21 protein-coding genes and 1 pseudogene are annotated in these 26,587 nt (G+C 46.8%); 3 read left to right on the top strand and 19 right to left on the bottom strand.

The genetic code is table 11. The annotated features are described in order from the left end of the window. Positions 1-233: pseudogene (locus ACZND6_RS10420) on the top strand (hypothetical protein); the annotation flags it as partial. Positions 234-256: 23 nt separating this feature from the next. On the opposite strand, the gene ACZND6_RS10415 reads toward ACZND6_RS10420, so the two are convergent. The 5 genes from ACZND6_RS10415 to ACZND6_RS10395 form a co-directional block, all read right to left on the bottom strand. After that, the gene (locus tag ACZND6_RS10415; RefSeq protein WP_021867574.1) at positions 257-1,735 is read right to left on the bottom strand and encodes an FAD-dependent oxidoreductase; all 1,479 of its coding nucleotides are present in this window, start codon (positions 1,733-1,735) and stop codon (positions 257-259) included. 2 nt (positions 1,736-1,737) lie between these two features. After that, the gene (locus ACZND6_RS10410) at positions 1,738-2,364 is read right to left on the bottom strand and encodes a response regulator transcription factor (protein WP_021867575.1); all 627 of its coding nucleotides are present in this window, start codon (positions 2,362-2,364) and stop codon (positions 1,738-1,740) included. Then, complete coding sequence (locus ACZND6_RS10405; RefSeq protein WP_489524638.1) at positions 2,348-4,117, bottom strand: sensor histidine kinase; 1,770 nt, start codon at positions 4,115-4,117, stop codon at positions 2,348-2,350. Before ACZND6_RS10405 ends, ACZND6_RS10410 begins: the two co-directional genes overlap by 17 nt. A gap of 88 nt (positions 4,118-4,205) precedes the next feature. Continuing rightward, positions 4,206-5,723, bottom strand: a complete 1,518-nt coding sequence (locus ACZND6_RS10400) for an FAD-dependent oxidoreductase (protein ID WP_021867577.1) — start codon at positions 5,721-5,723, stop codon at positions 4,206-4,208. A 174-nt stretch (positions 5,724-5,897) separates the two neighbouring features. After that, positions 5,898-6,638 carry a hypothetical protein gene (locus ACZND6_RS10395; RefSeq protein ID WP_418806198.1) on the bottom strand — a complete coding sequence of 247 codons (741 nt, stop codon included), beginning with the start codon at positions 6,636-6,638 and terminating at the stop codon, positions 5,898-5,900. 696 nt (positions 6,639-7,334) lie between these two features. Here ACZND6_RS10395 and lplT point away from each other — a divergent pair. Both lplT and pgi read left to right on the top strand, forming a co-directional pair. After that, positions 7,335-8,639: a lysophospholipid transporter LplT gene (lplT, locus tag ACZND6_RS10390; protein WP_021867579.1), complete on the top strand. Its 1,305-nt coding sequence runs from the start codon at positions 7,335-7,337 to the stop codon at positions 8,637-8,639. A gap of 72 nt (positions 8,640-8,711) precedes the next feature. After that, complete coding sequence (gene pgi, locus ACZND6_RS10385) at positions 8,712-10,121, top strand: glucose-6-phosphate isomerase (protein ID WP_021867580.1); 1,410 nt, start codon at positions 8,712-8,714, stop codon at positions 10,119-10,121. Between the two features lie 85 nt (positions 10,122-10,206). On the opposite strand, the gene ACZND6_RS10380 is transcribed toward pgi, so the two are convergent. The 14 genes from ACZND6_RS10380 to ACZND6_RS10315 all read right to left on the bottom strand — a co-directional run bounded on the left by ACZND6_RS10380 (position 10,207) and on the right by ACZND6_RS10315 (position 26,340). Further along, positions 10,207-11,316: an ABC transporter permease gene (locus ACZND6_RS10380; RefSeq protein WP_008811437.1), complete on the bottom strand. Its 1,110-nt coding sequence runs from the start codon at positions 11,314-11,316 to the stop codon at positions 10,207-10,209. Continuing rightward, complete coding sequence (locus tag ACZND6_RS10375) at positions 11,313-12,431, bottom strand: ABC transporter permease (RefSeq protein WP_270208598.1); 1,119 nt, start codon at positions 12,429-12,431, stop codon at positions 11,313-11,315. Before ACZND6_RS10375 ends, ACZND6_RS10380 begins: the two co-directional genes overlap by 4 nt. After that, positions 12,424-14,187: an ATP-binding cassette domain-containing protein gene (locus ACZND6_RS10370; protein ID WP_489524637.1), complete on the bottom strand. Its 1,764-nt coding sequence runs from the start codon at positions 14,185-14,187 to the stop codon at positions 12,424-12,426. Before ACZND6_RS10370 ends, ACZND6_RS10375 begins: the two co-directional genes overlap by 8 nt. An 8-nt stretch (positions 14,188-14,195) precedes the next feature. Next, the gene (locus tag ACZND6_RS10365; RefSeq protein WP_293737815.1) at positions 14,196-15,182 is read right to left on the bottom strand and encodes an HlyD family secretion protein; all 987 of its coding nucleotides are present in this window, start codon (positions 15,180-15,182) and stop codon (positions 14,196-14,198) included. Between the two features lie 125 nt (positions 15,183-15,307). Next, a complete protein-coding gene (locus ACZND6_RS10360; RefSeq protein ID WP_293737816.1) occupies positions 15,308-15,898 on the bottom strand; it encodes a GNAT family N-acetyltransferase in 591 nt (196 codons plus the stop codon). A 97-nt stretch (positions 15,899-15,995) separates the two neighbouring features. Next, a complete protein-coding gene (locus ACZND6_RS10355; protein WP_278747179.1) occupies positions 15,996-16,721 on the bottom strand; it encodes an energy-coupling factor ABC transporter ATP-binding protein in 726 nt (241 codons plus the stop codon). A gap of 3 nt (positions 16,722-16,724) precedes the next feature. Then, complete coding sequence (locus ACZND6_RS10350) at positions 16,725-17,441, bottom strand: energy-coupling factor transporter transmembrane component T family protein (RefSeq protein ID WP_008864152.1); 717 nt, start codon at positions 17,439-17,441, stop codon at positions 16,725-16,727. Beyond that, complete coding sequence (locus ACZND6_RS10345; protein ID WP_293737817.1) at positions 17,438-18,061, bottom strand: hypothetical protein; 624 nt, start codon at positions 18,059-18,061, stop codon at positions 17,438-17,440. Before ACZND6_RS10345 ends, ACZND6_RS10350 begins: the two co-directional genes overlap by 4 nt. Then, a complete protein-coding gene (cbiM, locus tag ACZND6_RS10340; protein WP_008811445.1) occupies positions 18,051-18,653 on the bottom strand; it encodes a cobalt transporter CbiM in 603 nt (200 codons plus the stop codon). Before cbiM ends, ACZND6_RS10345 begins: the two co-directional genes overlap by 11 nt. Next, complete coding sequence (locus tag ACZND6_RS10335; protein ID WP_293737818.1) at positions 18,653-19,417, bottom strand: DUF4198 domain-containing protein; 765 nt, start codon at positions 19,415-19,417, stop codon at positions 18,653-18,655. The genes cbiM and ACZND6_RS10335 overlap by 1 nt, the downstream gene beginning before the upstream one ends. 93 nt (positions 19,418-19,510) lie before the next feature. Beyond that, a complete protein-coding gene (yddG, locus tag ACZND6_RS10330; protein ID WP_300875160.1) occupies positions 19,511-20,413 on the bottom strand; it encodes an aromatic amino acid DMT transporter YddG in 903 nt (300 codons plus the stop codon). 109 nt (positions 20,414-20,522) lie between these two features. Then, positions 20,523-24,197, bottom strand: coding sequence for an AAA family ATPase (locus ACZND6_RS10325; protein WP_489524636.1), 3,675 nt, complete (start codon positions 24,195-24,197; stop codon positions 20,523-20,525). Positions 24,198-24,214: 17 nt separating this feature from the next. Beyond that, on the bottom strand, positions 24,215-25,432 hold the full coding sequence (locus ACZND6_RS10320; protein ID WP_293737821.1) for an exonuclease SbcCD subunit D C-terminal domain-containing protein: 1,218 nt from the start codon (positions 25,430-25,432) through the stop codon (positions 24,215-24,217). Positions 25,433-25,590: 158 nt separating this feature from the next. After that, the gene (locus ACZND6_RS10315; RefSeq protein WP_008811450.1) at positions 25,591-26,340 is read right to left on the bottom strand and encodes an ABC transporter ATP-binding protein; all 750 of its coding nucleotides are present in this window, start codon (positions 26,338-26,340) and stop codon (positions 25,591-25,593) included. Positions 26,341-26,587: the final 247 nt, after the last annotated feature.

The following is a 26,587-nucleotide window of genomic DNA, read 5'->3' as shown; positions in this document are numbered from 1 at the left end:
TTAGCAGGGGCTTGTTTATGACTTTTAACTTTCTGGGGCCTGGATTAACTGTAAATGTTGAGGCCAAAGTCAAAGAGCAAATTATTTTGGACAGCAGTGAATACATTATCAATATTGAGAACTTAGCCAATTTGGATCAATGCGGCAGTAGCCTATTCAATTTTTCTTGCTTTCCTCTCAAACTCGAAAACGCTGACGGCGCACCGACAAGGGCTGTCGCCTGGTGGGAGTAACAATCTGCTCTTCTAAAAAACGACTAGCTCTTCGCAAGCTGTTCGCCGACCATTCTGCCGAGGGCCAGCGCTCCGGCCAAGGAGCATCCTCCGATATATGAGGTTCCGTGCAAACCGCCGACAACTTCTCCGGCAGCAAATAACTTGCTTATAGGTTCGCCGTATTCATTAAGCACCTGCATTTGCCGGTTAACCTTCAGTCCTCCGATAGTAATCCCGACGACCGGCGTGCATTTGAACAGATAAAAAGGTCCTGATAAAAACTGCCCTTTCATGAACTTCCGTCCAAATTCCCCATCATTTCCTGAAGCAACTGAACGGTTGTAAGCATCGATCGTATTTTTCAGCGTGTCGAAACTGCCCCCCATTTCCGAGGCGCATTCTTCAAGAGAGTTAACCTTGTTAATAAAGTGGCCGCCTTCTTCTTTTTCCTGATTGAATTTCGTTCGGTCCCAGCCGATGACTTGTATCGGATCGTTTTTCATAAAGTCCGAAAGCTGAGCTTCGGTCGCTAATTGATAGACGGTTCTTTCATGACGAGAAGCCAGGAATTGGGCAACCTTCGTAGAGTTTTGGTCGTCATTAATAAACCGTTTACCGGCTTTATTCAAAGTAATCGAACCGTATAGGTTCATGACATGCCCGCGGAAAATCAATCCTCTCCTCGTCTCTTCGTCCAGCGGAAAGCCGTATGCGTAAGCGCCCATATAATCCAACAGGTGTGTCGCAGCGCCTATGCGAGTTGCCATATCCAGCCCTTCTCCTCTGCTCGAGGGAGAGGCAAATGTCGGCAGTCCCGCAAACTTCGGAATATCTCTGTCCACACGATTGACATCGCCGGCAAACCCACCTGTACATAAGATCACGCCTTTTTGTGCCAAAAGATTGCCGTAGCTTCTTCCTCTTTTATATTTGACTCCGAGAACTTCGTTGCCCTTTCCAGTAATCAAGTCGGTCGCTTTTGCATTAAACCAAATTTCAACACCTAAGCGAATCGCTTCCGAGAAAAGCACTTCAACATATCTTGCACCTGTAGCCAAATCGCAGCCGTGCATTCTTTTCATACGGAAGGCAATGTTCGTCGATGGCGTCAGCTCCACACCCTTTTCCGTCAGCCAATCTAAAGCCGGTGCCGCGTTTTTTACGTAATTAGCTACCAGCGCCTTATCGTTCTCGTAGTTTCCTTGTCTGAGAATTTCCTCCGTAAACTCTTCCTTTCCGTCAATGTCCTGAATACCGTACTTCAGCTGCGCCAGTGTGCCGGACGCGTTCACGCTGCCGGCAGAATAAGAAGTAGAGCTAAAGAAAGGCGACGGATTTTTTTCGATCAAAACCACTCTTCCGGCGCCGTTTTCCTTTGCTGCCACGGCTGCAAACAGTCCGGCCGCACCCGCACCGATAATGACGATTTCGGCCGTTTCGGTCTTTTCAATAGGCTTAGCGTTCACTAAAGACGACAAGACGAACGGCAGAGGACTGAGCAATAAAGTTCTTCTTTTCATTTTCAATCCTGGGAAAGTTCTGCGCCGCAAATAATGGAAGAAAGTTCAACGACAGAATGGACGTTTAACTGAGAATAAATGAACTGGCAATGCGCTTCGACGGTTTTCAGATTGATATTTAGCCGTTCGGCAACCTCTCTCTTCAGCAACCCTTTAGAAATCAGCTTTGCGATTTCTTGCCGTCGCGGAGAAAGCTTGAGGAACAGCTTCTTAGCCTCTTCCGGTTCCATGCCGGCTTTCCTCGTAACTCTGTCCTTCTTAAGAATATCGGATAAAAGCTGGCAGAGTTTCTGACTGTCGAGCGGTTTTTCTAGGAAGTCGAGACTCCCCTTCTTCATAGCCTCCACCGTAGATGGAATGTCGCCGTGCGCTGAAAGAAAAACCACAGGCACGCGGTATTCGCGCTCCCTCATAATCGTGAGAAGCGTTAATCCGTCCATTTCCGGCATTTGAAGATCCAAAATGGCGCATCCGGGGACAGAAGGTTCATCATTTACCAAAAAGTCTCTTCCGCTCGGATAGTCTCGAACTTCATAGCCTGCGGCTTCTAGGAGAAAGCGCAGCGCTTTTCTCTGATCTTCATCGTCATCGACGAGACGAATAATTTCTTTTTCAATTTTTCTGTTCATGGCGATCCAAAGGAAAAGTAATCTTTACAAGCAGGCCCCGGTCCTTGGATGGAATAAAGTCGATCTTCCCTCGAGCGTTAGAGACACTCTCGGACACAATCACAAGACCCATCCCCGTCCCGTTCTTCTTTGTGGTTTCAAAGCCTCTTTTAATTTTTATCAATGTTTCTTCTGAAAGTTTGGGACCGTTGTCTTTGACGGTTAAAATCACTTCAGAAGTTTCTTTATTGATACTAACGTTCACCTCAATTCTGGCGTTTGCTGTCTTAACTAACGCTTCGTTGGCATTTCTCAAGAGGTTCAGCACCAGCAGCTCCAGCTCAAACGGATCGATCTTTATCCAGGCAGCGTCCGACGGTTTAAATTCCACGACGGAAGAACACTGGCTGCTAAGCAGAAAAACATCTACCGCTTTTCGAATGCTCTGATTTAACTCCGTTGCAACCGGGCGGCTCCCGAATTTTGCAAAATCTCTAACCTTTTTAATAATCTCGTCGGCACCCTGCGTCTTTTTGTGAATTTGATAAACGATATCCGAAATCTGCCCCTGCTCCATCGGGCCCTTCTCTAGCCTCATCAGCAGTCCCTGCGAATAACAGCTAATCGTGTTCAAGGGCTGTCTTAATTCATGCGAGATCAGGCTGGAAATATGTGACACGATACCCATACGGTGATAGATCTCATTATCCCTTCTGACAAGCTCGAACTCCTTCTTGTACTTTGAAAGTCTTAGGAGACTTTGAGAGAGTTGCCTTGTTCTGATCTTGATCAGGCGATTCGCAATGCAGCTGTACAAAATCACGCCGGTAAGAAAGGCACCGAAAAGAATAATGAAGGGAAAATACTCTTCGAAGAATCTTCTCAACGTCCACTCGCGCAAGTAGGAATACTGTTCTACTTTAAGATTTTTCAGCAGCTTATCCACACCATCAAACTGAGTTGACACAGACCACCACGCCCCGTCACTGCTCTTGGGTTGTGTGAGAAGGGTAGCTGCGATGTCCGTCGCCTGCTTCATCGAAATATTAGGCGTAATCAACACCGACCAGTTGGGATAAAGAGTCGTCGAAACCGTGCACGGCAGCTCGGACGATCGTAAAGGGTTGAGAACCTTTATTTCGCGATATAGAGAAGGATACTCAACAACATGCTGTTCTAAGAAACATGCCGGAAGCAGCGCAGCATCAGCTTTCCCTTGAATGACACCCTTTACGAGTTCAGAACTTTTTTGAGTGCTTTCCAAGAGAAAACTATTAAATTTTTCACTATCGAGTTTCAGCGCTTCGAATTCTCCGAGTAGATAGTAAAGAACATCAAAATGCCTGCCCTTTTCCATTGCCACCTTAAGCTCTTTGAGATTTAGCAGCTGATTCAGAGATGAAATCTCGCTATCTCTTCTGACGATTAAAGCAGCTCCGTCTGCGCGGTTTGGGTTTGGGTTCCAATCACTATGAACCGTTGCAAGGTCTCTGACGCCGTAAGGAAGAAGCGCTCGATAAAGAACGCTGTTGCAGAAAACAAGTTCAACACGCCCTTCTTTTAACTTGGCTTTTATCGTTTCAGAGCTGTCAGTAGAAATCTCGACTTTTGTTTTTGTCCCGAGGGCTTTTTCTAAGGTTCCCTCAAGGTTCTCAATAATGCTTTCATGAAAAAGATGCTCATCGGACTGCATGACGGATACCCGAAAAACCGATGCGGAATCCTTCGCTGCACAGATACAGGGAGCTGCGAGCACCATAAATGCTGCTAACAAAAACTTTTTCAGACGCATAAAAACAAATGGGACACCTTATTTCCAAAAAATTTTAGATAAGGTGCCCCAAACTTCCTAGAAGGAAAAACTACTTACTTGCAGCCGCTTTCTTACCTGCAACCATACCGAGGGTCAAGCTGGAACCGACTGAGTTGCCGCCGATGTAAGAGCCGCCGTGGATACCGCCGATGGCTTCACCAGCTGCGTAAAGGTGTTTGATCGGCTGGTCATAAACATCAAGTACCTGCAGATCTTTATTAACCTTCAAACCGCCCAGGGAAATACCGGCAATCGGCTGTCCGATAAAGCCGTAGAAAGGTCCTTTCTCGAATGTTCCCTTCATATATTTGCGGCCGAAATCTTCGTCCTTGCCGTTCTTCACAAACTGGTTGTAGCGTTTGACGGTTGCTTCCAATTGGTCAGCCGGAAGGCCCATCTTTTTAGCAAGTTCAGCAATTGTATCGGCCTTAACCACAAAGACTTTCTGTTCTTCAAGTTCTTTCTTGAAGGTGTTCTGATCCCAGCCGATCACTTGAATCGGATCATTCTTCATGAAGTCAAGAAGCTGAGCTTCGGTAGCGACCTGGAATACCTTCTTGAAACCTAAGTGAGACATCGCCTGAGAAATCGAGGTCGCGCCGAGGTCGTCATTAACGAAACGTTTGCCATCAGGGCCAACCGTGATCGGACCATACAGGTTCATAACGTGGCCACGGAAAATCCAGCCTTTGCGATTGTTCTTGTCTTTAGACATAGGAACACCGTAGCCGTAAACAGCTGCGAAGTTCATATGTGTGCTGGCAGCGCCGATCTTCTCGGCCATCTTCAGGCCCTGACCTTCACTGTTGGCAGAGGCAAAAGTCAAAGCGCCGCGGAAATCGAGAATAAATTTATCGATCATATTAACGTCACCGCAGAAGCCGCCGGTAGCAATAACGACGCCTTTCGTTGCTCTGACATAAAGAGGTTTGCCTTTGGATTCAGCTTTAACGCCTAAAACTTCGTTTGCTTCCGTGTTAGTGATCAGTTCAACAACTTTAGTATTGAGTTTGATATCGACACCAATCTTCTTGGCGTTTTGGAAAAGTACGTCAACATACTGTGCACCGGTATGTTTGTCGCAGCCGTGCATACGTTTGAGGCGGAAAGCGGAGTTGGGCTGAGGTGTGAAAACAACACCGTGGTCGGTTAACCAGTCCAGAGCCATCGCTGAATTTTCTGCGAAGATCTTAACGAGCTGAGGATCTGCAAGTCCTTTGCCGGTCTTTTCGACTTCTTTAGCAAATTCGGCTGCATTGCCGCGGTCTTCAACGCCGGCCGCAAACTGAGCTTTTGTGCCTGTAGCGTTTACACTGCCTGCAGAAAGTGATGTTGAGTTCAGGAACGGGCTGGCAGCTTTTTCCAGAAGCACAACAGACTTTGCACCGCTTTCTTTAGCCGAAACAGCGGCAAATAATCCGGCGGCGCCGGCGCCGATGACAAGAACTTCGCAGGTCTGATCCCATTTCTTAGGGCTAACGACATTGGCAAGAGCTGAAGAAATCGGAGCGGCTGCTACAGTTGCGGCGCCCATGGACTTGAAGAACATTCTTCTATTCATATTCATTTGATTCTCCTTGGTGTTTGACTCATTCACTGTGCTTTTTTTCTGAAAGCAAGCTCATAGTACTTTTAGGTGCACCTTAGGGTGCTTGACAAAAATCAAAGAAACATCAAATATTTTTTGATCAGAATTTCGGGCCGGAGGTGCCGGCACCCTCAAAAGGCGCCGGAAATTGTCCTACGGCAGCAATCTTCCGCTCTGCTCAACCCAGCGGAAAAACAGCACCTCCTCCTTCAAAGAGTAGTTTTCTGCCGCATCAACATAAGCGCCGCTGATGCCTTCCGTTGTGAGGTCAAACGTCAATACAAAATTTCCGATGGATGTCTTCCAAACTAAAACACTGACTCTGTCACGAATCATGGCCCGACCATTTCTTCTCACTATCTTGGCGTAGGTACAGTGTCCTGCGACCTGAGTGAAAGTCTGAGCTCGTTTATTTTTGAGCATCGGGTGTTCAGCCACGCGATAGCTACAATCTTTCAAGAAAAAACGAGAAAATTTCTCAGGCTTGTTTTCGGTCAATGCACCTTGTATGACCGAGTAAACTTGCGCGACCAAGTTTTGTTTGCCGACGAAATTTCCTCTTTCAAAAGTCGCCGTTAAGACACACTGGCAGGAGAGTTCATCGCCGGTATCAAATCCTTTTGTTAGCCCTTCTAGGTCAGCCAAGCTCAAAAAGCCGTACCTTGTTTCTAACTGGAGTTTCCTCCGAGCCTCTATAGAAAAGCTCTTTTCTCTAACGGCCGGAACAAACCGAATTTTTTGAATTCGGCCATTGACTGTCTCTTTAGGAAGCCATGATTTGGAGATTCTTTGTTCCAAATCAAGACTCAAAAGAACGCCTGAAGGCTTGAAAGTCACTTCATTACCAACCGTTGTGTTGAAAGCGACATCGACTTGAATAGGAAGAAACCTCAAACTGTCTCTTGTGTAATCGCCTCCGATTTTTGGTCTGATTGAGATGCTGTCTTGAGAATCCTCAGTCGCTGGCCTAGAAACCAGTCCATTCCAACTGTCGGAAGAAACAAGGAAAGGCACAACTTGATTCAATCCTTTCGAGGCCTCGTCTGCCGGAATAGAAAAAACAAGATTTCCGATCTTCCTCTCTAAATAACTCGAAGAAAAGGCCTCTACCTCATTACGCGAGTTTTCGAGAAAGGAAAGAAAAGCGCATTCCGAGTGAATCTTGACGCCGTATAGATTAAGTAATTTGTTCATATTTCGCCTTTTAAAGAACACAACGACACCTCCGAAACACCAACCGTGGGGTTCCGTGTCATCGTTTTAGCGAAATATGATTTGATTACGGCATTGGAATGTGGATAAAGCTAAGCGGTTTTTTTAGTTTAAGCCTTTATCAATATAACCTTAATTAGGTATTCTTCTAACACAAACAGTTATCTCGACTCTTAATAGTTCCTTCCTTCTCTCAGTTTCCATTTCTATTACCTTTGCAGCAGGAAGAAGAGCGCCGAAGGCAAATTGCTCCGCTTTTATAGCATTCTGTCCAATTTCATTAATGAAAAAATATTGACCCAAAGCGCAGTAACAAAAGGCAGTGCAATCGGGCGCGTAGATTAAACTATACGGTTATTCCATAAATAGAGGACGACGATGACCAAAGGTTTTTACAGCATTATGTTGGCGCAGTTTCTTTCTTCCCTGGCCGACAACGCCCTTCTCATCGCCGCGATTGCTCTGTTGACGACTCTGAATGAGCCGGCATGGATGACACCGCTCCTGAAACTGTTCTTTGTAGTGAGCTACGTCATCTTCGCTGCTTGGGTCGGCATCTTCGCTGATTCAATGCCAAAAGGCCGCGTGATGTTTATCACCAACGCGGTAAAAACCGTCGGCTGCATCATCATGCTGTTCGGCACGCACCCTCTTCTCGCTTACGCCATCGTGGGTCTTGGAGCCGCTGCCTACTCGCCGGCAAAATACGGCATTCTCACGGAGCTGCTTCCGCCGGAAAAACTTGTAAAAGCCAACGGCTGGATTGAAGGTTTGACAGTCGCCTCTATTATTTTGGGTACTGGTTTAGGCGGCTTGTTAATTTCTCCGATGATTGACCATTTCGTCCAAGGTCACCATATCTTCGGCGTCCACAATGCCGCTCAGGCTGCGATTGCTGTCATGATTTTTGTTTATGCCGCAGCGGCCGCTGTAAACCTCTTAATTCCGGATACAGGAGCCCGCTACCCTAAACAAGACTTCCGCCCTATTCATACTCTCGTCAATTTCGGAAAATCCTGCACCCTGCTTTGGCACGACAAACTTGGTCAGATCTCCTTGTCCGTGACAACGCTCTTTTGGGGCGCCGGCGCCACCCTTCAGTTCCTCGTCCTGGCTTGGGCGGACTCCAATCTCGGACTGGACCTCTCTAAGGCTGCCATTCTTCAAGGCGTCGTCGCCATCGGTATCGCTATCGGTGCCGTTCTGGCTGCAGCCTACGTCAGCTTAAGAAAGAGCGTAGATGTCCTTCCGATCGGCGTTCTGATGGGCTTCTCTGTTGCCGTCATGTCTTTCTATAAAGCCTCTTGGATTCCCGGCGGCTTTGACATCTTCGGCTTCCATATCTCCTTTGCCATTGCGATTGCCTGCTTATTGTTAGTCAGCGTGGGCATGATGGCCGGTTTCTTCGTTGTTCCGATGAACGCTTTACTACAGCACCGCGGCCACGTTCTTATGAGCGCCGGCCGCTCAATCGCCGTCCAGAATTTCAATGAGAACTCTTCTATTCTCGTCATGCTTGGCCTCTATTCCCTGCTCATTAAGTCAGGTCTCGGAACCGTCACCATCATGGTGCTCTTCGGATGCTTTGTCGGCTGCTCGATGCTGGCGGTGATTTTCAAACATCATCACAATCAATCCAAGGAAGACTCTCTGCACTTAATCGGTGAAGATAAGCGTCATTGAAAGCGCCGTCTGACTTCTCAATAATCGCGGTCTGCGTCATAATTGATGGATTGATTTCAAACAGACACGACAATGAAGTCTTTAACCGTTACACCTTTTATCCGAGACTCTTTTGAGAATTATCAAAAGAGTGCCTGCGGCATTACTTTGGATATCGGACGGCAAAGAATTAACCAGAAGGAGCTCCTTTCTCTCATTGACTTTGTCAAAGAGAAAAAGATGATCGAATCCTTTAACGAAATGCGTAAAGGAAAGATTGTTAATGCCAGCGAACATCGTTCCGCCCTTCATACCTCTTTGCGAGACCCTTCTCCTGACGCTCCTCATGCCGCAGAAGTTCACCAGACACTGGAAGCATTTTGTAAGTTTGCCGAAGATGTCCGCAACTGGAAATGGCGCGGCTGTTCCGGCGACCGAATCACCGATGTCATTAATATCGGTATCGGCGGTTCCGATATGGGGCCGAAATGCGTATACAACGCACTTCGTCCTAATAAACCGGAAATCAAACTACACTTTCTCGCTTCTGCTGACGGCGTAATTTTTGATCGAATTACTTCTGTTTTAGACCCTTTTTCTACCCTGATTGTCATCTCTTCCAAGAGCTTTAAAACTCAGGAAACCAGAGCGAATACTCAGGAAATTTTGGATTGGCTGAAAAAAGCCGGAATCCCTGAAAAAGATTTCAAGCATCACGTCGTAGTGGTCTCCGCCAAACCGGATGCTGCGGAACAGTTCGGATTGCCGAAAGAAAACTTTTTTCCCATCTGGGACTGGGTCGGCGGCCGTTTCTCCGTATGGGGCGCGATCGGTTTGCCCGTCGCAATCGCTCTCGGCGCAGATACTTTCAAACGATTCCTTGCGGGCGCCCATGCGATGGACCAACATGCTTCGACCGCTCCGCTGCAGAACAATCTGCCCGCGCTCATGGCCATGTTCGCTTACTGGAACTCGGAAAAACTCGACGTTTCTTCTTACTGCTTCCTCCCTTATGACGAACGTCTTCGTGTCATGGTTGACTGGCTGCAGCAGCTGGAAATGGAAAGTTTAGGCAAGAGTACTGCTGCCGACGGAACGCCGGTGATCGGCAAAACCTCTTTAGCGGTTTGGGGCGGACACGGAAATGAATCTCAGCATTCTTTCTATCAATTCCTTCGTGAAGGAACAGCAAAGAACGCTATCGACGTCTTTTGGTGCGAGAAACCTGGCCACGCTCACAAGGAACTGCATCGCGTCTTAATGGCTAACGCCAAAGCTCAGACGGAAGCGCTCGTAACCAGGGATCCGAAGAGCAAGTATTTCAATGTGGTTTCCACAGTTTCCATTGAAGAGCTCACTCCTGAGACATTAGGTGCTTTAATGGCCATGTATGAGCATAAGACCACAATGCTGGGAACGCTTTTCGGCATTAACGCTTTTGACCAGCCGGGCGTTGAACTTGGCAAGAAACTAGCCAACGAAGCCTACAAAAAGATCAGCTAAGCAGATCTGATTGAGACAGGGGCCGAATCTTTGACAGATTCGGCCTTCTGTTTTTACGGTCTTAAACTCACGTTTCTGACAATCACTATAGTGAACGGCGGAAGAAAAACGCCGCAAACGGCAAAGTGATGACAGCGGTAATCAGCATGGGAAGAAGCTGTCCCCAAAGTTCTGATATGGATAAGTTCTCAAGATAAACGCCGTGAACATATTCAAGGGCAAACCTCAAAGGATCGGCATAGGTAAGCACCTGCAGGATTTCCGGCATGTTGTATACCGGTGTGACAAGACCGGACAAAATAACCATTGGAACAATCAGCACAAACGAGAAAATCATCGCCTGCTGCATCGTCTGCGATATGGAAGAAATCGCCAGTCCGGTTCCGACTGTCGATAACGTAAAAATGAAAATCCCGAAATAAAGCGGTAAAAGAGACCCTCGCATGGGTATATCAAACCAAAACACCGCAAAAAGAACGACAATAAAGGTTTGAGCAATACCGATAAAGATCGGAGGCGTCGCTTTCGCCAGAAGGATTTCAAAAGGTCTGTATGGCGAAACAAGCAGCTGATCAAACGTTCCGTACTCTCGTTCCCGAGCCACCGACAGAGCCGATAGCATGAGGACCTGAATAAAACTCAGGGTGCCGATGAGCGCTGTCACAATATTCCATTGCGTTTGAAGATTCGGGTTATACCAGGCCCGCATTTCAACGTTGATACCCTCCGGAACGCCGACATAACGATGATTAAAGTCTTGAATGATCATTGAAAGCTCTGCGGCGGCAAGACCGGCTGTTGTTGAGTTTCTCCCGTCCGTAATTATCTGTACGGGACCTTCCTTGCCTTGCGCGAGCTTTGAATCAAAATCTGATTGAATGTGGACAATCGCTAGCGAATCTCGAGGATTAAGCTCATCTTTCATCTGAGAAGCATTCTGCAAGTATCGACGAATATAGAAAGTCGGAGATGCGCCGACTTGAGCCACCAGTTGCTGAGAATATTTGCCGTGGGATTCGTTCAAAACGGCGATCGGTGCATGGTTCAAATCAAATGTTGCGGTGTAACCGAACAAAAAAATCTGAATAATCAAAGGCACGATCAAAATAAACCTAGAAGCCGGATCGATAAAGTACGTGAGAATTTCCTTCACGAAGAGATTGCCGAACCACTTTAGCCATTCACCAAAGGTCATTTTTTCTCCAATGTCTTCTTAAGTGTTCTTGTCACAAAGAAGAAAAATAAAAAGGCATACCCGGCGAGAATCGACACGTCCTTTAATACCGTTACGGCATCTGTCCCTGAAAGAAAAGAAGCGCGAATGAGCTCCATAAAATAGGTCGGCGGGAGAACATATGAAACCGCTGAAATAGCAGACGGAACGTTTCTCAGGTCAAAAACAAAGCCGCTCAGCATCACACTCGGCAAAAAACTAATAATAATCACGAGCTGAGAGGCCAAAAATTGATTTTTAGTAATACCAGAAATCCAAAGACCGGCGCCTAATGCCGTCAGAAGGTATATGCATGAGGACCCGATAATAACTGTCAGAGATCCTTCAATCGGAACCTCAAAAATGAACCGTGCTGCAAAGAGGCAAAGAAACAAACCGCCTATGCCGACAATAAAATACGGAATCACCTTTGAGAGCAGAATCTCCGCGGGCTTGACCGGCGTCGAAAACAACATTTCCATCGTCCCGCGCTCCCACTCTCGTGCAATCACAAGTGCCGTAAGAAATGCACCGACAATCGTAATCACGATAACCACAAGCCCGGGAACAAAATACCATGTGGAAGAGTTTGCTGCATTAAACCAGAGCCGAACCACCGGTACGGCACCCTTCTCGGGTGAATAACCCAGTTTTCCCAAACTAAGTTGAACGGACTGCTGAATATAGCGTTCGAGTGAGGAAGCACTCACTGTGTCAACGCCGTGCACCACAAGCTGCAGCTTCCCTTTCCCGGCTTGAAATTGACCGGCGAAATTACTGGGAATCACGACGATCCCCTTTACTTCTTTCTTCCTCATGAGGCTTTCCGCCTCTTTAATATTGCCGCATCGAATCGGAGTTAAATAGGGAGAACCTTTAAACCCTTGTTCAATCGCATACGAAACCTGACCGGGCGCTTGGTTGATGACAGCAATCGGAGTGTTGCCTAAGTCCAGAGAAAGGCCGCTGCCAAAAATAAAAATAAGAACTAAAGGAAGCACAAGTCCGACAGCGAATGAGCTTGGATCCCTGATTAATTGGCACCACTCTTTAATAGTCAGTGCGCGTAATCGGCGCAAAAAATCGGAGTTAATCATCTGCTGACCCTGCCTCGCCGTAAGCTTTAACGATCTTAATAAACGCTTCGTTCATGTTGGCTGTCTCCGGGAGCCCGGCTACCGCTTTAACTTCCTTAGGGCTGCCAAGGGCCAGCATATGTCCTCTGTCTTGAATCGCAATGCGCGTGCAGTACTCCGCTTCCTCCATAAAGTGCGTCGTCACAATGATGGTTTTGCCTTCATCCGCAAGCCTATTGATGCTTCGCCAGAACACACGTCGCGCAAGCGGATCAATGGAACTCGTCGGCTCGTCAAGGAACAAGATATCAGGATTGTGCATCAAAGCAGCAGCCATCGAAAGACGCTTTTTGTAGCCGTCATTTAAACCGCCCGCTTTTTTACTGATAAGTCCGGTTAGGCCGAAGCGCCTGACAACCGCGTCCATGACCGTCTTTAATTTGTTCCCGAATAATCCGTAGGCACCGCCGTAGAACTTAAGATTAAATCCCACGGAAAAAATGCTGTAAAGAGAAAAAAACTGAGCTACGTAACCGACTGTGCGCCGAGCAGAAGCTCTGGCGGTTCGGAGATCGAAACCTGCAACTTCAACCTTACCCGAAGTTGCTGGAAGAAGACCGCATAAAATACGAAAAGTTGTAGTTTTGCCGGCACCGTTCGGTCCGAGCAATCCGAATATCTCTCCGCGTTTAACACTAAAAGAGGTATCGTCGACGGCAACAAAATTGCCGAATTTCTTAACAAGGTTCTCAACGAGAATGACTGGCTTTCCATCGTCAATTTTTGTGTTTTCTATGCCGGCATTTTCTCCAAAATCCTTCTGAGGTTTATCCGCTGCGATCAAAAGAGACATAAACGCATCTTCCAGCCTCGGCGGTTGAGGACTGAGTTCCGGAATATCGAGTTCCTTGGCTGCCTCTGTAAGATCCGCGTCTTTTTTCAAAAGCAGCCTCACCCCGTCTCCCGAAGGAGTTGAGTCCAAAATCATTGAGGAATGTGACGCCAGATCAAGCATCTGACGAGGCGTACGGCCGTCGGCTCGGGCAAAATAGACTCGATTCTTATAAGGTTCTGTCAGCGCTTCAGGAGTCCCCTGCGCCAAGATCACGCCTTTATTGATGATGTACACATCATGGCACATGGCTGCTTCATCCAGGTAAGCGGTGCTCACGAGCACGCTCATGCCTTTTTGAGCTACCGCTGCCTTAAGAATTTTCCAGAGCTCTTCTCGCGAGACCGGATCAACACCTGCGGTCGGTTCATCCAGAATCAATAATTCGGGGTCATGGATCAGAGCGCAGGCCAGTGCAAGCTTTTGCTTCATACCCCCGGAAAGCTTGCCTGCTAAACGGTTGGCAAACGGAGCTAAATCCGTCATCGATAAAAGCTGACCATATTTGTCTTTTCGTTCACCTTCCGGAACACCCTGAAGATTAGCGAAAAGATCCATATTTTCTTTAATGCTTAAGTCTTGATACAGTCCAAAACGCTGAGGCATGTAAGCGATTCGTTTCTGAATCGCCTCGGCATCTGTTGCGGTATTCATACCGAAGACTTCCAGTTTCCCTGAAGTCGGAATCAGCAACCCGCAGACCAAACGCATAAAAGTCGTTTTGCCGGCGCCGTCCGGTCCAACCAAAGAAACTAAGCCGCCTTTCGGCACGACTAGGTCGATACCGTTAAGTGCGACAGAGTCAAGGGCCGGGTTCTTATTATTAGCAAAAACTTTTTTTAGGGATTTTGCGAAGACGGCCGGAGCATTTTGGTTCTCTGCCATGGGTACTCTTATTCAAAACTGACGGTCGCAGGCATACCCAATCTCAAATGATTCTCCTTGTCGTCAACGAGGATGCGCACCTCATAGACAAGATTGGTTCTCAAGTCAGGCGTCTGAACAGTTTTAGGCGTAAACTCCGCAACGGAAGAAATAAATCCGACATGACCGGGAATTTTTTCGTTCGGATAGGCATCTATCGTGACGTAAGCTTGCTGCCCTGGTTTGATCTTGCCGAGATTGACTTCATTGACATAAGCACGCACCCATTTAGGAGAATTGATAGCCAGGGCCAATACAGGCACTTGAGCACTAGCCATGTCTCCCGGCTGAAGGAGCCTCGAACGAACCGTTGTGTCGAGGGGCGCATACAACGTACTCTGCTTTAACTTCAATTCTAATTGGGCAACTTGCGCTTTTGTCTGCTGCCATTGTGCATAGGCCCTGGCAACATCTTCGGCGCGAGGACCGATCTTTGCAAGTTCCAAGCTCTTTTGGGCAGAGAACAATTCGTTCTTGGCGACCTGCAGCTGGCTGCTTTGGGTGTCGAGGCTTTGTTTGCTCACGCCCTGACCTTTCGTGGACTTAAAGATACCATCCACACGCTCAAAATCTTTCTGAGCTAGATGCAGACGGGATTGCGCGACTAAAACAGCAGCTTCAGCTTTGGCGATGTCTTCCGGCCGACTGCCGTTTTTTAAGGCCAAATAAGTTTGGTACGCAGCCTGCCCCGCAGCCTTAGCTTGTTCAATCTCGATTTTAAGTGTGTCCGTTTCCTGTTCTGCCACTGGCTGACCGGCTTTGACGAAATCTCCTTCTTCGACAAGAATCGACTTGATACGTTCCGGCCACAGAAAAGCCAAATTCACTTGCCGAATATCAACATTACCGTAAAGCTCTAAATTCTTTGGGGCAGACTCGTATCGATAATACATCCAGCCGCCGGTTGCTGCTGCAATAGCGAGAACGGACACAGCGATCACAGCTTTTAATTTCATTTTTTTTCTTTCTATTATCGGTTAACTTGATTGGTCTTTAACTCAATCCCATGGCTACTTATGACTAGCCAGCCCTCATTTGCTTTTTAAATAATCCGGCTGACTATGCCTTAGGAGCCTGCATTTTACAGTTCTTTTCCTGCTGTTTTCCCATCCTGTGAACTCGGCGCAACAGGAATGGTGGCAATCTCCTGCCCCTCCCATAAATGACCGAAAATCTCCCAGAAATCTTCGATTTCCTGCTCGGAAATTTCTTTGTCGCCGTAAACCAGCGTTCTGAATTTCTCTCCGCGCCAAGTTTTCAGCGGGCCGATTTCTTTAAATCCGTTGCGATGGTAAAAACACAAGCGTTTAACGCGTGCGGCTCTGTCCTTGCAGCCGGGATAAATGCCCTCGCAGTCTAAGAAGACGGTCGCACCATCCGCGTTCTTAATGACCGCGGACAAGATGTCACTGCCGATACCCTTTCCGCGTTTATCTTCGTCAACGGCAAGGTAAAAGAGGTAGTAATACTTTCCTTTTCTGAGTGTGCAGAAAAAAGCAACCACGTCTTCTTCGTCGCTTAGCGCAAAGATCTCGACACCGTCGGAAACGGAGTTAAAAAAGGGTTCCAGGGAAACGCGCTCAAAGAGCGGAAAAGACTTTATATAGATCCGCTGAACCTTTGCTTTCAGCGGACTGTCCTCTGTGACTTTCTCAATCTTGAGCTCGGTCATTGGTTAGCTTCCTTAATTCTTCTATGCTTTCCATCTTATGCCATAGGCGTTTCATACAGACTTTCGATCGCCCAAGTAGAGGAGGAAGAACTCTGCATTAGGTAGATTCATGATGAGTATGAGGGACCCCTCCGTAAAAGTGCGTGTGCCAATGTTCATGCATTTCCGGCTTGGCAATCGATTCAATTCTGCAGTTTCGAATCGTCGAAAATTTTGTGCAGGTTGAGGACAGCATATCGGGGTCGTGGCTGATGATGATTTTGGCGGCATCAATCTTATTGATCACTTCGATCAACCTTTGTTTACTGTCAACATCGAGTCCGTTCGTGGGTTCATCTAAGAGCAATACCTGCGGTTTCATAGAAAGAACGCATGCAAGCGTGACAAGTTTTTTCTGTCCTCCGGATAATTCGTAGCTCAAAGCGTCTTTGAGCTCGAGAATGCCCAAATTGGATAAAGCTTCTTCGGAGACCTTTCTTGCCTCTTTTTCGTTTAAACCTTGATTGAGCGGACCGAAAGCGACGTCATCTATGACCTGAGGAAAAAACAGCTGGTCGTCGGCGTGCTGGAGCACAAAGCCGACTTTAAGCCGCAGCGCTTTGAACTCTTCTTCGTTCGTTACAGCTTTGTCTTCTAAGAAAATATCGGCGGTTTGCGGTTTCAAGAGTCCGGTGACCACTCTAAAGAGCGAAGTTTTACCGGTTCCGTTGGGACTCCACAGAGCTTGACTCTCTCCGGGCTGCAGAGTGATTTCGGCATTCTCAAAAATCTTCTTTCCGTTCGGATAGGTCAGATTTAAATTTTTAATTTCCAGAAGACTCACGACTTATCTCCAGCCCAGATAGGCAAATACCACCGAAGCACAGCAAAATAACATTAAAAGGAACGTATCTTTATATCTCCAAACTTCATGGTTCAGGGTCCGTATATGGCCGTCAAAACCTCTTAATTTCATCGCATCGTCGAGAACACGGCTCCGCCGAACCGCTCGAACGAACAAAAGTGCAATAACCGCTGCCACTGTTTGATAGGTCCGCTTATTTGCTTTCATCTCAAATCCCCGGAGCTTTGCTGCCTCTTTCATTCGACGGTATTCGCTTTCAAAAATATCGATGCCTCTCGCACAGAAAAGCAGGATAACTATGAGGCTCTCCGAAAACTTGAGGGACTTAAGACCTGCTGCCAGCCGAGAGAAAGACAACAAACTGACCAATGCATAGAAAACAAAAAACAAAGCATTAGCTTTAACCGTCACCAAAGCGGAAAGGTAAACACCCTCATAAGAAAAGATCTCGCCGGGTCCGATGGGAGTTCCGGGCGTCGTCCAAGGAGTGACCAGCCAAATAAAAAGAATAAAAAGATTGATTTGAAGCCAGCGCTTAATAAGATGTTTGGCGTCAGTTGGGAAGAGAAAGATGATCAAAAAAGAAAAGAACAGCGCGCAGAGCGCTGCCGTGATATTTGGCAGCACAGAAACGACCACTCCGAAAACTAATGCTGAAGCGATTCTCGAAGCCGCTGAAAAATCCTTTTTTATTGTCATTTATTCTTTTGTCTGCGTGTCGATATCCAGGCAAACAGACCGCCCAATCCTAAGCACCAGCCCAAGCCGCCGACGATATCGCGCCATGTGATTTTAGGCTGCTGAGCCTCTGCCAGCTGTGTTCTCAGCGGGGCAATCACTTGCATCTCCGTCTGCTCTCTGGCCGTTTTCAAAGCGGCGTCAAGTTCTTCCTGAGAGTAAATTTTTGGAGATGCTGTGTTTGTCTCGGCCTCTTTATTAAGGATTTCAAGTTTTACAGTGCTCACAGCCGTGTTGCTGTCGGCACCTAAAGAAAAGTCTTCTTTTCTCAGCTTCCACTGGTTCTGGTGCCCTTCCCCGGCATTGACGATCACTGTCAGAGGAGCGGGCTCAAAACCGTCAGGAAGCGCCATGCAGACTTTACCGTCCTGCTCGGTTTTTGCGGTTAAAAAGACCGCCCCTTCCTCTGTTAAGACGCGAACGTCTGCGCCGCGTGCGGGTTTGCCGCCCTGGAAACTTGTCTCGACACAAATCTCGTGCGCCTGACTGTAGGCGAACACATTCAGCCGATGGGCGTTAGCGGCCGTCGAACTGCAGAGAAGAAACACAGAGGCAATAAATAAAGCTGAATTATTTTTCATTAAATATCCCAGGATCAGAATGTTTGAGATATACAACCGCAAAGGCAGTAATGACACCTTCGACGACCATCACGGGCAAATTACTCAGAAAGATCAGCCAAGCCGCGGTCACAAAACCTTCATTTGTGAACGCAAGTGCCAAAGCCGTCAAAATACCTGAGATCAGAACAGCACTGAAACCGCCGCAAAAACCTGCGAACTTTAATCTTTTATCCGCAGACTTGCCGGCTATGGCATAAAAGATCCCGTATGCTGCCAGCGCCCCTAAACCCATTGTCGCGGTATTGACGCCGAGTACGGTAAATCCTCCGAACTGGAACAAGACAGCTTGTAAGAGTAAAGCCACGAAAATCACCGGAAATGCGGCCCAGCCCAAAACAACACCTAAAAGTCCGTTCAAAATCAGATGGGCGCTGGAAAAACCGATTGGCACGTGGATGAGGCTCGCAACAAAAAACGCTGCCCCGAGAAGCCCGGCCAACATGAAATGATTCGCTGGAATTTTCTTTAATCCGTAGGCAACACCTGCGGCAGCTACAACCGCACCGGTAATTAAAACCGGCGCGGAGAGAACACCTTCAGCAATATGCATTATTTGAAAGACGGATTAACGAATTCTGTCCAAAGCACGGCGCCAAGTTCAACATCCTTATCCTGGCCGTCCTTTTTAATCTTATAGTCGGCGTCATTCAGAGCGGCAAAACCCCACCAGCCCTCCCAAGGAACTGCATAAGAGAAGATCCCGTTTTTATCGGTTTTGACCTGTTGAGTAATGAAGATATCATCCGGAGCCTTGACTCGATGATCCACGTTGTAATACTCGACTTCGACCATCGTATCGGGAGCAGGTTTGCCGTTCAAAATCACCTGACCACGGAATACATTTCCGGCATAGTTGCCGAACGGACGCGTGAGAGGAAGAATTTCTGTCTTTGCGCCTGTGGGTGCATCCCAGCCGTCATCCACTCCGAAGACCGGAACCATGACTTTAGAGTAGTGAATAATGAACTTGTCTTCTGCGGGTTCCCAATAAGGCTGAGGTTCGAGGACGAACTTGTAGCATCCCGGCCGGGCAACCCTGTACTGGGTCATCCAAGCATCTTTATCCAAAACTTTTGTCTTTTGCAAAGTGTTCGTCAAATCTGTTTTCTTACCGTCGACGATGACAGAAAAGCTTTTTGGTTTTCCCATCGTCATGCCCGTTTGTTCCATTGGATGGTTGAAGGCGGTTGTAATCGTCAGGGTGGAATCCTTAGGGTCGGAAACGATTTGTTTATTCGGAATCACACTTCCGAAGTGGGCGTTTGCCAAAGAGCAGACAGACAGAAGCGCCAATGCAATGACAGTTTTATTCATGAAAACCTCGGTCAATAAAAAATAACGGAACCCGTTACTTTTTAATTCTACGCCGCAAAAAAATTCTTCGGACGTGAATCTTTTTTTGTGAGCCTAATGCGATGAACGAGTTTTTTCTCTGGTAGCGGCCCAACAGATAAACGAGCCGAGCACAACAATAGAAACGCCAACCCAGAATTCATGAGTGAGCTTGGCGCCGATGAGAAGAGAAGCAAAGATACAGGACAAAACCGGCGTGAAATACGACATGATGGACATGATTTCAATACGGCCCTTCTGGACCCCGAAGGTCCACATGCCGTAAGCCGAACCCATAATCAATGCTGATCCGACAGCAAACAAAACACCTTTCGTATTCCAGAGGTAAGAGGGCGCAAGATCAAGAAGCCAGATAGCATTAAAGAAAATTGTATCCAACGCAAAAATCAGCGTGGTCGGATTTTGTCCTTTCGCCCAGGCTCTTGTGAAATTCGAGTAAGCGGCCCAAAAGATAGCCGCCCACAACGCAAGAAAATAACTAATCGGATTGCTCTTGATATGACTCCACATTGCTTTGAAGTCAATCAACAAATTTCCCGAGAGAACAACAAATATGCCGTAGATCGCTAGCAGCATACCGATGCCGACCCACCACTTGGCCTTTTGACCGTTAAAAAGAACGGCAAACAAAATCGTCAGAGTCGGCCAAAGATAGTTAATCATGCCGACTTCCATGGTCTGCGTTCCGTCTTTGGCTAAGCCAAGAGAAAATGCAAAGGTCATGGAGGTACCAATGGCACACCCTAAGCCACAGATGTAGTACTTCAGCGGCATCGCTTTTAGATTAGGTATACCGAAAAGAAGAAATACAAAAACCAATGCAATTAGGTAATTGATCGCCAAGCCTTTTCCAACGCCCAGCGTCTCAGAAAGCGTTCTCACGAGAGAGACGCTCAGTCCCCAAAAAATCGGGGAAATACAGCCGATCATCGTGGCCTGGTTTGTCGAAATCTTCATACAACTTCCGCTCAGATAGGACGTCTATCTTAGAGGCTTTTGGGCAAAGAAAGCGCCTTTCTGATGGTTTTGAGCATCCGAAAAGCGCTTGGACAAGTTAGCTTTGGTGTTAACTCCAGCTATGCTTCACGCCGGCACCTTCTAACCGGCTGACACCGGGCTGAGCCGAACGCTTCACAATAATCTTGCTCGGGATCCGCTCCTTAATCTGATCCACGTGAGAAATCAGTCCGACGGTTTTTCCTTGAGCATTCAAACTGCTCAAAGCATTGAGCGCCTTTTCCAAGGAGTCATCATCGAGCGTTCCGAAACCTTCATCCAAGAAGAGCGAGTCGATTCGAACATTGCTGCTTGCCATCTGAGCCAAGCCTAGAGCGAGCGCCAAACTGACGATAAAGGTTTCTCCGCCGGAGAGGTTGTCCGTGGGACGCTCCTCATCGGCCAAATCTAAGTCAATGACTTTGAGCTCCATGTCCTCTTCACCCTTAGTCAAACGGTATCGACTGTGGAGTTTTGTCAGCTCGACATTGGCATTTTTGATCAGTGTCAAAAGCACCAAACTCTGTACGTACCTGCGGTACTTGTCTCCACTGCTCGATCCGACCATCGTGTTGAGACGCTCCCAAACGGCGACTTGATGTTTCAGCTTCTTTAAGTCTTCCTCTATCCCGGCCCGCTTGTGACGTGCCTCTTCGTCTGTTTTCAGCTCTTTCTGCAGTTCGCCTTTTTGTTCCAGGAGTTTTTCTTTCCGAGCTGAAACCTCTCGTTTTTCAGCTTCCAAAACTTCAAGCGATTTGTCCGTCAGTTTCTGAGATTCTTTTTCTACCAACTTCTTGTCAGCTTCACTAAAACGGTCTGCAGCACTGCGGGATTGAGCCTGGTAATCCGTAATTTCTTTGTGAATAGCATTAATCGCCTCAGAATCTAAACGAGCTTTTGCCCAAACTTCTTCGGATTCAAATTTTTCCTTTTTAAGGGCATCCGCCCAATCGGTTTTTGCTGAAAGAAGGTTTCTTTCAGCTTCTGCAGCACGCTGTTCGGCCGTTTTAAGCCTTTGCCCCGCAGCGGCCTGAATGCTTCGAGCCTTAGAAAGGATTTCGTAAGCATGGTCTTTTGCTTCTGCCAACTGCGAAAGCAGAATCTCGTAGGCTTTTCGTTCGACTTCTACCAACTTAGTTCCGAAAAGCTTGTCGCGTTGTAACCGCTTCGACTTCAGTTCAGCCTGTAATTCAGCCGCTCGTTCCGACTTTTCCCGAGTGCTTTTTTCCAAAAGCTCCACGCTCTCAATAAGTCCCGGGAGGGCGCCTTTTTTGATCGCTAAATTATTCTCAATTTCCCGGCAGGATTCCAAAAGTTCTTCGTACTTAGCTGCCTTAGCAATCCAACGTTTGAAGAGTTCGGGGTCATGGGCAAAAAGCTCTTCCTCAGTGATGACGGAGCCGTACTCTTTAGCAGTTTTCCGCCAAAACTGCTCAAGCTCTGTTCTTGCTTTTTCTCTGCCAGTTTGAGCTTGCGTCAGTAGGCTTTTTCCCGACTCAACCTTCGTTTGGGCATTGCTAAAGGCCATCTCGGCTCGATAAAGCTCTTCTTTTGTACCGGCAATTTTTTCTTTTGCAGCGGTAGCCTTAGATTCTGTGTCTCTTGCTTTGACAATACGTTTTTTGATATCGGTAAGAAGGCTTTCCTTCTTAGTTATCAAAATAGCTGCTGCCTTTTCCGTTACGCCTTCGCGTGCCAGACCTGCTATGTCGCACTTCAGCTTCAGCTCTTCTTCGGCCAAATCCAAATTCTTCCGAAGATCTTTCAGATGCTTTTCAGAAAAAAGCATCCGATCTTTAAGAATGTCAATTTTCCTATCGGCCTCTTTTTGATTTTTCTGTAGGTCCGCCAATTCTTCCTTCACACCGACCAGGCGCTCTTTTGCCGTCGCAACCTCTGGCGGAAGGTTTGCGGCAAAGGGATGCTCCAATGAACCGCAAACCGGACAAGGTTCTCCTTCCTTCAACTCAGCTCTAACCTTAGTCAATTCGTTGATTTGAACCAAAGCTTCGAGTTCGTCCAGCCTCGAAGTTAGGGATCGAATTTCTCTTTCATAACACTCTTTCTTGCTACCCCAATCGGTCAGTTCGACGGAATCCTTTTGCATCACATCTTCCTGACGGCCGATTTCTTCTTTTTGTTCACAAGCGGCTTTTAGCGCAGATTTGACCGCATCAAGCAGCGGAATCTGCTCTGAAAAGCTCAGTTGTTCTTGCATAAGTTCATCGAGAGTCTTTCCGTCGAGAATTTCATTCAGACGCTCTTCCGTTTCTTTAAGCAATATTTCGTCCGCCTCAATTCCGGAAGCTATTTTTTCCTTTCGGATTCTGAGCGCCTCTGCCTCTTTTTCCTGTGATTTGACGGTCTCGTTTGCTTTATCAGCTTTGCCTTCGGAATCTGATAATGCAGCTGAAAGAGTTTCGGCTGTGATTTTTCCGGCCCTTAATTCGTCCTTCCGCTGATAAAGGAATGCGCCTTTAATGTCTTCGTTTTTCTCACGATCTCGTTTCTCACGGTCTTCTTCTAACTTCCGTATATCCTCTTGGGCTTTATTGAGACGACTCTCACAACCGGCAGTCTCCTTTTCTAATTTAGTTTTTTCTTCTTGTGCGCGTCTGCTGGATTTCATAAGCGGAGAAATTTCGACGTCCAAGGACTCGGTTTCCGAGAACAGCGCTAATTTCTTCGGCTTTTGAAGGTTCTCATTGTTCAAGGCCTCCTCTGCTGCCTTGAAGTTGAGTTCTGTCTCTTTAAGAGATTTTGTCGCGTTAACTAATTCGTTCTCCGCAGAGGACTTCTCTTTGATCGCGTCTTCACGGAGCGATTGCTTATCTCTTAGCGAGCCAAATATTGGAAGAATTTTTTGAGCACGTTCTGCAAGTCGGACATCATTCTCTTTCTGAAAGAATTCATTCCGGCTTTCTTTCAAACGTTCAAGCTCGTCCTTTACCCTTAAAAACTGATCCCTAAGCTCGGCAGTCTCACTAACCCAGCGAATTTCTTTTTCAATTTTGTTGATTTGAGTTTCAAGGACTTTCGCCTCTTCGGTTATACCTTTCAACTGCTCTTGCTTTGTCTGAACAACTGCATCGTCAAGAACGGGGCTCAGTTCGACTTCTCTCTGTTTATCTGCAAAAAGCTTCTTTTGTTGTTCTGCAAGAACATAAATTTTTGTAGAAAGCAGTGAATAAACCTGTGTTCCGGTTATCTGTTCGAGCGTTTGGGCTTTCTCATTCGGTTTCGATTTGAGAAAAGCTGCAAAGTCTCCCTGGGAAAGCATGACCGAACGTTTAAATTGATCGAAGCTTAATCCGATGATTTTTTGAACTTCCTGCTTTTTGCTGGTTACCTTACTTCCTTCTGTAATCGGGATCCAGCAGCCGTCCCCGAACTTTTCCATTGTGGAAACAACCTGGCCGTATTTGCCTGTCTTATCAAAATTCTTCTGCTTCTTTTGACTCCAGGTAGCCCGGTAACGGCCGCTTAACGTTTGGAACTCCAAACTGCTCCGACAGCTGTCGCTGTCCCGATTCATAACTTCGTTGGCATTCTGAGTAATCGAGCCGATCCGAGGTGTATGTCCGTAAAGAGCCAAACAAATCGCATCCAAAATCGTGGTCTTGCCGCTGCCGGTCGGACCGACAATCGCAAAAATGCCTGAGCGGAAATCCGGCGCTTGAAAATCAATCGTCCAGGCGCCTTTCAAGGAATTGATGTTTTCAAATGAGAGTTTGAGTATTTGCATTTTACTTTCCGGGAGCGTTATTGAGCATTCACATCAGCCAACTCAGAAATTTGGAAATACGCATTTCTATACGCATTCCAAAGTTCCTCCTCAGAAACTTCGCCTTCAAACGTCTCATTTTTCAGTTTCTTCTCGAAGACGTTCTCCCAAGTGAGTTCACCGATCTCCATCTCGTCTCCATCATTAGCCAAACAATTGGCTTTCTTAGTTTCGTCGAAAACTCTTAATACTTCAATCTTGGTTCCCGATGTCTGTTCCGAGACTTCACCGGTCAGGTTTATTGCATTGGCTTTTCCGGTATGAATCACTTCCACTAGGATTTTCTCGTCTTGCCCTGCAAGCTCTTTTAGTTTTGTTGAAATTTCCGTTTGGCTTCCTTGAACGCTCACCAATCTATCGAACTTAGGCACCTGAATATCCGCCACCTTAATTTCATCGGGTTCGAAATCGACTAACCGAACGAGTTTCTCAAGATTAGCCTCTTCAAAGGTAAGCGGAATCGGAGCACCGCAGTAATTTCTGGTTTTGTCACCGCCGATGCTGTAAGCGCGGTGGATATGACCAAGGGCCAAGTAATCGATTTCCGACGGAAAGATATTCACAGGCACGGCCCCGGTTGCGCCTATATAAAGCTCGTTAACGTCTTCTCCTTTAGGAGATCCGACCGTAAACAAATGACCGGTAGCAATGAGAGGAACTCTTTTGGCTCCCATCCTATCAATAGCCGCTTTAACAACACTCTTGTAATGATTTTCTACAGCTAATTGAATCTCTTCGGCGCGAGAAAGTGTTGAATCATCCTTCAATCGCAAAATGTCTCTTTCTCTGAGGAAAGGCACTGCACAAACAACGCCTTCCAGATTTCCCGCTTTATCCTTCAGTTCAATAACTTCGTCTTCAGGACTTTCAGCTCCGCCTATGACGTGAACACCAAAATTCTCCAAGATTTCTTTCGGAGCCTCAAGCAAGGTCGGTGAATCATGGTTTCCGGAGACAATCACAACATGGCGGCATTCACTGCTCGTCAGCTGAGATAAAAAGTCGTAATAGAGTCTGAGACTTTTGTTCGTCGGGACTGCGGTATCAAAAATATCACCGGCAACAATTAACGTATCCACCCGTTCTTGTCGGATCGTACTCAGCAACCACGCTAAGAATTTTTCAAAAACGTCATAACGTTCTTTATCGAATAATCTTTTTCCAAGATGCCAGTCAGAGGTATGAAGAAGTCTCATTGTTGTTTTCCTTTGAGATAAATTGACCGTTCATTGTTATTTTGGATCGTCTTACGACATTTGATGACGTTCTTCTGCCAGTCGTCCTCCTTGTCGGAATACTGCCAGAAACAAAAGACCTGCCAAAGAAGACAGGTCCTGTAGCAGCTGCTGGTATTTTACAAAGCCTGCGCTTTAAGGAACTCAGCTGCTCGCTGCGTTTGAGGATGTGTAAAAAAAGTTTCGCAGTCTGTATATTCCACAATGTGTCCGGCTTCAATCATCAAAATCTTATCTGCTAAAAATTTCGCCTCCTCCAACCGATGCGTAATCATTAAGAAAGTCCGTTTTTTGCCGTCCTTGGCCGCCGGACCTCCTTTTAGCTGCTTTAAAGTTTGGCAGAATTTATTGCTGGTCTCTACATCCAAAGATGCTGTCGGTTCATCTAAAAGCAAAACAGGAGATCCCATCAGCAGTACACGAGCAATTCCTACCCGCTGTTGCTGGCCGCCGGATAAGTCCTGGGCAGGGGTATCCAAGATGTCTTGAGAGATACTTGCTTCTTCCAAGACCGTCTGATAGAGAGCCTCTATTTCATCCGGTTTAAATTCATGACCGTACTTAAGAGAAAGTTTGATGTTTTCTTCCGTTGTTCCATTAAACATCACAGCCTTTTGGAACACATAAGCCAAATTTCGTCTTAACTCATGAACATCGTAATCGTCAACGTCTTTCCCTCGCCAAAGAATCGAACCGCCGGTTTTTCCAGGGTCTAGTCTGTTGATTTGTTTTAAAAGCGTGCTTTTGCCAGCACCGCTCGGGCCAACTATCGCTATGAACGATCCGTTCTCAATATCTAAGGAAATATTGTGGAGTATTTCTTTCCCGTTATAACCTACGCAAAGGTCTTTAATTTGAAGCTCTAGCACAATCCCAGCCTCTCCTCACAATTACAAAATTAGGTGCCTAGTCAAAATTTTTTCACGAAATGTCCGATGGAGAAAATAATCCTCTTACTTTTTGAGAACATTCAGAACCTGTGCTGCCGCGTTAGGATGCGATTATTTTTTAACTTGGCTCTGTTCAGAGTAAGTATTGATCTTTGAGTAACGGCAATGGATCCCGTTTAGAGATATTTACCGAAAAACTTCTTTCCTCAACTCCGATAGTAAAAAT

Source organism: Parasutterella sp. (genome assembly GCF_057870745.1).
Note: the sequence above shows the minus strand (reverse complement) of the source record. Positions and strands in the feature narration are given on the sequence as shown.

Bases quoted from the DNA above. Each gene is read 5' to 3' on its own strand.
- ACZND6_RS10415 (WP_021867574.1), bottom strand. From the start codon at position 1,735: ATGAAAAGAAGAACTTTATTGCTCAGTCCTCTGCCGTTCGTCTTGTCG.
- ACZND6_RS10410 (WP_021867575.1), bottom strand. From the start codon at position 2,364: ATGAACAGAAAAATTGAAAAAGAAATTATTCGTCTCGTCGATGACGAT.
- ACZND6_RS10400 (WP_021867577.1), bottom strand. From the start codon at position 5,723: ATGAATATGAATAGAAGAATGTTCTTCAAGTCCATGGGCGCCGCAACT.
- lplT (WP_021867579.1), top strand. From the start codon at position 7,335: ATGACCAAAGGTTTTTACAGCATTATGTTGGCGCAGTTTCTTTCTTCC.
- pgi (WP_021867580.1), top strand. From the start codon at position 8,712: ATGAAGTCTTTAACCGTTACACCTTTTATCCGAGACTCTTTTGAGAAT.
- ACZND6_RS10380 (WP_008811437.1), bottom strand. From the start codon at position 11,316: ATGACCTTTGGTGAATGGCTAAAGTGGTTCGGCAATCTCTTCGTGAAG.
- ACZND6_RS10375 (WP_270208598.1), bottom strand. From the start codon at position 12,431: ATGATTAACTCCGATTTTTTGCGCCGATTACGCGCACTGACTATTAAA.
- ACZND6_RS10370 (WP_489524637.1), bottom strand. From the start codon at position 14,187: ATGGCAGAGAACCAAAATGCTCCGGCCGTCTTCGCAAAATCCCTAAAA.
- ACZND6_RS10365 (WP_293737815.1), bottom strand. From the start codon at position 15,182: ATGAAATTAAAAGCTGTGATCGCTGTGTCCGTTCTCGCTATTGCAGCA.
- ACZND6_RS10360 (WP_293737816.1), bottom strand. From the start codon at position 15,898: ATGACCGAGCTCAAGATTGAGAAAGTCACAGAGGACAGTCCGCTGAAA.
- ACZND6_RS10350 (WP_008864152.1), bottom strand. From the start codon at position 17,441: ATGACAATAAAAAAGGATTTTTCAGCGGCTTCGAGAATCGCTTCAGCA.
- ACZND6_RS10345 (WP_293737817.1), bottom strand. From the start codon at position 18,061: ATGAAAAATAATTCAGCTTTATTTATTGCCTCTGTGTTTCTTCTCTGC.
- cbiM (WP_008811445.1), bottom strand. From the start codon at position 18,653: ATGCATATTGCTGAAGGTGTTCTCTCCGCGCCGGTTTTAATTACCGGT.
- ACZND6_RS10335 (WP_293737818.1), bottom strand. From the start codon at position 19,417: ATGAATAAAACTGTCATTGCATTGGCGCTTCTGTCTGTCTGCTCTTTG.
- yddG (WP_300875160.1), bottom strand. From the start codon at position 20,413: ATGAAGATTTCGACAAACCAGGCCACGATGATCGGCTGTATTTCCCCG.
- ACZND6_RS10325 (WP_489524636.1), bottom strand. From the start codon at position 24,197: ATGCAAATACTCAAACTCTCATTTGAAAACATCAATTCCTTGAAAGGC.
- ACZND6_RS10320 (WP_293737821.1), bottom strand. From the start codon at position 25,432: ATGAGACTTCTTCATACCTCTGACTGGCATCTTGGAAAAAGATTATTC.